Below are 4917 nucleotides of genomic sequence, written 5' to 3'. Positions count from 1 at the left end.
ACATAACGTTCTACTTTACTTTCCATAGTCTACTATCTGCTACTAAAAATATAGACAAATGTATTTCCTTAGAATATGTAGTTTTTGCACGCTAAGAATATTTTTATCTATATTCACTCTTTTGTTAGTAACAGATTTTTCACCTCTCTTTTTAAAATTTTCGATCGCTATTTAATTTCCCTTCTTCATTTCCCTTTTATAGTAGCATCTACGAAAAGGAAATGGTTTACATTCTACGATTCTTTACAAATACTTATAATAAATCAACCACACTATAAATCAATTAATAATAATATAAGAATAATAAAGAAGTGAATTATATAAAAAGAGKATTCTATATACGAAAAAAGAATTTATATTATTTATAATATGTTTAACACATTATGTTTTCCATATAATTACAGTGATTAATTTTGCTATAATTAAAATATAAAGTGAAACTTTAATCAGCCCTCACCAATCGGGCTTTTACGGGCATCAGGGCTTCCACCTAACTTCTTTGCTCCACCTGAATTTTGAGGTGGGAGTTTTACTGCCCGGCAAATAGCGGGATAAATCAAATATACGGAGGTCTCTCATGGAAGAAAAGCAAGATCATCCAACAATTCAAATGAAAAATAGTAGCATTGTTATCGTAAAAAATTCAGCGAGTATTATATTCGGTTTATTTTTTATTTTACTGTTCTTCGCGAAGCCTTTTCGTAAATCTAAATGTCCAGAATGTAAGAAACGTGAAAAGAAAAAAGCTGTGAAAGAACACTAAAAGGCCTTCCTTTACGGAAAGCCTTTTTACATACTGATTATTCAGTTCATTATTCTTCATATTCAACAAAAAAAAGGATGGCATAAGCCATCCTTTTTTCTATAATAAACTATAAAATTATAGTTTGATTACGTTTTTAGCTTGAGGTCCACGGTTGCCTTCTTCGATTTCGAAGCTAACTTTTTGGCCTTCTTCTAAAGATTTGAAACCTTCAGTTTCGATTGCAGAGAAATGTACGAATACATCGTTTTCGCCTGGAACTTCGATGAAACCGAAGCCTTTTTCGTTGTTAAACCATTTTACTTGTCCTGTAACTGTCATAATTATTTCCTCCTACGAAAATACATTTTATTTAGTCTTCATGTATAAAAAAAGAATCCACACATTATCAAATTCGAAACATAAACTAGTTCTCACATACTTTTCCCCGTTTGTTTTCGGCATTTGATAATATATGGATTGCTTAATTTAATTATTCAACTGGTATTATCATAGCATACTTAAAATAGAATGTACAATCCTTTTTAAAAATAAAATTTCTAAATTTTAGTATTTCTTATACAAGATAACCACACCTATTCTAATAAGGAGGAGTATATGACAGAAATAATCCCTGAAAAAACATTAAAGAGAATTGAAAAAGATATTGAAAATAATAACCTTGGAAAAGCAAGAGATAGATTACACGGATTAATCGCTACTTATCCGAATGAATTAGCACTTAGAAAAAAGCTCGGTGATATTTACTTTACATTACAATACCCAGAAATGGCTGGACGGTATTGGTATCTTGAAAAAGAGAAAACAGATGTTATGCACGCGGCATGTCTACAATTTGAACAATCGATGGGAAACGACTCTTATCATATTGTACGTGCTTTAAAATTCAAAGGAAATCATAACATTATTACAGGACTATACACCGAACATCCTTTACAGCCATTGCAGAAAAAAGTGGTAGAAGAACTAATTGATGATTATGAAGAAGCATGGAAAGACAAACTATTTACAGAATTTATGATGCRGGAAAGCCCACGCAGGACTTTAGTCCGTCTTTAGACGTGGGATGAACGCATCGTTTTTGCATAGCAAAAMATGGTATACTTTATTTATAGTCATGCAAAAGACTCTAAAACGACTGTTCTCTGAAAACAGAATACATATGAGGTTGGRGTAGYMAATTCTTCTACTCCGTAAAATGTATTAAGTCGTCATGMAAAAGACGTAMAAACATTTGAGAACSAACAATCTGTACGGTATGGTCACAGTACCGTAGCCCACGAACCTATATGGTCTGTTGTGGGAGTGGTGATGGCACACCGCAATCTTGCACGTCAGCGATACCAGAAATGGACTTCGCCTTTGGTAGCAAGAAYSCCACTGAYGTTAGTCARCTTGCCCCTTTAGGGGTGGGAGTGTCAAATGGGGCTGTCTAGCATTATTCGCATTCCTTCTTTTTACTGCTATTATTGGTATATTCACTATATTGGATTGAATATTTTAAATAGAAGTGAACGTCCCATAATACGACGACAAATAAAATTCCATCAACTTTCCGACAAAGTTTAACAATGTCAGCGACGTAATAATAAATAAGAAAGGTGCCCCAAAAATATTTTGGGGGCACCTACTTATACCTTTATTTCGTAAACTGTTCTTCTTCCGTAGATCCTTTTAAAGCAGTCGTTGATGAAGTACCGCCCGTAATTACTTGTGCTACTTCATCAAAGTATCCTGTTCCTACTTCGCGTTGATGGCGCGTTGCAGAGTAACCATCTTTTTCTGCTGCGAACTCTGCTTGTTGTAATTCAGAGTACGCTGCCATACCGCGCTCTTTATAACCACGCGCTAATTCAAACATGCCGTAATTTAATGAATGGAATCCAGCAAGCGTTACGAACTGGAATTTATAACCGTATGATGCAATTTCTTTTTGGAAGCTTGCAATCGTTTTTTCATCTAACTTTTGTTTCCAGTTAAATGAAGGGGAACAGTTGTAAGCGAGTAGCTTCCCTGGATATTTCTTATGAATTGCGTCCGCAAAGCGTTTTGCATCTTCTAAATTTGGCTCCGACGTTTCACACCAAACGAGATCTGCATACGGCGCATACGCTAAACCACGTGCAATTGCTTGATCAAGACCTGCTTTCGTACGATAAAACCCTTCTGGCGTTCTTTTACCTGTAATAAACTCTTGATCAACTGGATCGATATCGCTCGTAATTAAATCTGCAGCATCTGCATCTGTTCTTGCGACGATAATTGTTGGTACACCCATTACATCAGCAGCAAGACGTGCCGAAATTAAATTACGCACCGCTGTTTGTGTCGGTAATAATACTTTTCCGCCTAAATGCCCGCATTTTTTCTCTGAAGATAATTGGTCTTCAAAGTGCACGCCAGATGCACCCGCTTCAATCATCCCTTTCATTAGTTCAAATACGTTTAACTGTCCACCAAAACCAGCTTCAGCATCTGCCACAATYGGTACGAAATAATCTTTATCACCGCTTCCTTCCATATGCTGAATTTGATCAGCACGTTGAAGTGTTTGGTTAATTCGTTTTACAACAGCCGGCACACTGTTCGCTGGGTATAAGCTTTGATCAGGATACATATGTCCAGAAAGATTCGCATCTGCCGCTACTTGCCAACCGCTTAAATAAATTGCTTTTAATCCAGCCTTCACTTGTTGCATCGCTTGGTTTCCTGTTAATGCCCCAAGTGCATTAATATAATCTTCGGTATGAAGTGATTTCCAAAGCTTCTCTGCACCGCAGCGCGCTAACGTATGTTCAATATCAATCGATCCACGCAGACGAATTACATCTTCAGCCGTATATGGACGTGTGATTCCTTTCCAGCGCGTATCTAATTCCCAGCTTTCCTGCAATTTATCAATTCTTTCGTTTTTCATATGTTCCATCCCCTTTTCTTGTTTCTTATAAAATTTCATAACCAGGTAATGTTAAAAACGGCATGAACTCGTTATTACGAACAAGGTTTGTAAACAGTTTTGTAGCTTCTTCAAATCTCCCTTTCTTAAACGCTTCCTTACCAATCTCACTTTCTATTTTTGCTAGTTCTTCTTCTTTCAATTCTTCCATCAATTTAAAAGTGATATTACGGCCATCACTTAGCTTCCCGCCCTCATGACGAATCCACTGCCATACTTGTGCTCTTGATATTTCCGCTGTTGCCGCATCTTCCATTAAGTTATAAATAGGAGCTGCTCCTCTCCCGCTTAACCAAGATGCAATATATTGAATACCGACATTAATATTTGTGCGAAGACCACCTTCTGTAATCGTTCCCATCGGTACTTCTAATAAATCCTTTTCTGTTACACGTATTTCTTCACGCTTTCTAAAAATTTGATTTGGCGTTTTCATTATGTGATTAAATACTTCCATTGCAACCGGTACAAGTCCCGGGTGGGCAACCCAAGTCCCGTCATGACCGTCTAAAGCTTCGCGCTCCTTATCAGCACGCACTTTCTCGAAAGCCGCCTCATTTGCTTCTGGATCATTTTTAATTGGAATTTGCGCTGCCATTCCTCCGATTGCTGGCGCGTTACGACGATGACACGTTTGAATAACTTTCAAAGAATACGCGCGCATAAACGGCGCTGTCATCGTGACTTGCGCTCTATCCGGAAGTAAAAAAGTATTATGATTACGGAAACTCTTTAAGAAACTAAATATATAATCCCATCGCCCGCAGTTTAAACCAGCAGAATGATCTCTTAGTTCATACAGAATTTCATCCATTTCAAATGAAGCGTGAATCGTTTCTATTAACACAGTCGCTTTAATCGTTCCATTCGGAATGCCGATATACTTTTGAGCAAATACGAAAACATCATTCCATAATCTTGCCTCTAAGTAACTTTCCATTTTCGGTAAGTAAAAGTACGGGCCACTTCCTTTTGCTAAAAGCACCTTCGCATTATGGAAAAAGTACAAGCCAAAATCTACTAAACTGCCAGACATGTTCTTGCCGTCAACTTGCATATGTTTTTCTTCTAAATGCCACCCTCTCGGACGCACAATTAATACAGCTGTTTTACTATTTAAACGATATTCTTTTCCGTTTTCATTTTCATGTGAAATCGTTCCCTTACTCGCATCTCGTAAGTTAATTTGACCTTCGAC

At 37.0% G+C, this 4917-nt stretch carries 4 protein-coding genes and 2 pseudogenes; 2 read left to right on the top strand and 4 right to left on the bottom strand.

What is annotated here, in order from left to right:
* Positions 1-75: 75 nt before the first annotated feature.
* A pseudogene (locus AC1DTM_RS18130) lies at positions 76-162 on the bottom strand (RNA-guided endonuclease TnpB family protein); the annotation flags it as partial.
* A 415-nt stretch (positions 163-577) separates the two neighbouring features.
* Here AC1DTM_RS18130 and AC1DTM_RS18125 point away from each other — a divergent pair.
* A complete protein-coding gene (locus tag AC1DTM_RS18125; protein WP_002011281.1) occupies positions 578-763 on the top strand; it encodes a hypothetical protein in 186 nt (61 codons plus the stop codon).
* Positions 764-880: 117 nt separating this feature from the next.
* Here the strand turns inward: AC1DTM_RS18125 and cspA are convergent, their stop codons facing one another.
* Positions 881-1084 (bottom strand): RNA chaperone/antiterminator CspA, encoded by a 204-nt coding sequence (gene cspA / locus AC1DTM_RS18120; protein WP_000218989.1) that lies wholly within the window; start codon positions 1082-1084, stop codon positions 881-883.
* Between the two features lie 276 nt (positions 1085-1360).
* On the opposite strand from cspA, the pseudogene AC1DTM_RS18115 reads away from it, so the two are divergent.
* Positions 1361-1774, top strand: a pseudogene (locus AC1DTM_RS18115) (DUF6584 family protein); the annotation flags it as partial.
* A gap of 628 nt (positions 1775-2402) precedes the next feature.
* On the opposite strand, the gene aceA reads toward AC1DTM_RS18115, so the two are convergent.
* Together aceA and aceB are read right to left on the bottom strand one after the other, a co-directional pair.
* Positions 2403-3680 carry an isocitrate lyase gene (aceA, locus tag AC1DTM_RS18110; RefSeq protein WP_016104145.1) on the bottom strand — a complete coding sequence of 426 codons (1278 nt, stop codon included), beginning with the start codon at positions 3678-3680 and terminating at the stop codon, positions 2403-2405.
* Positions 3681-3705: 25 nt separating this feature from the next.
* Positions 3706-4917: malate synthase A (aceB, locus tag AC1DTM_RS18105; protein WP_477000600.1), on the bottom strand; the 1212-nt coding region annotated here is incomplete at its 5' end.

The sequence above is a fragment of the Bacillus sp. P4_D3 genome (assembly GCF_056401855.1).
Note: the sequence above shows the minus strand (reverse complement) of the source record. Positions and strands in the feature narration are given on the sequence as shown.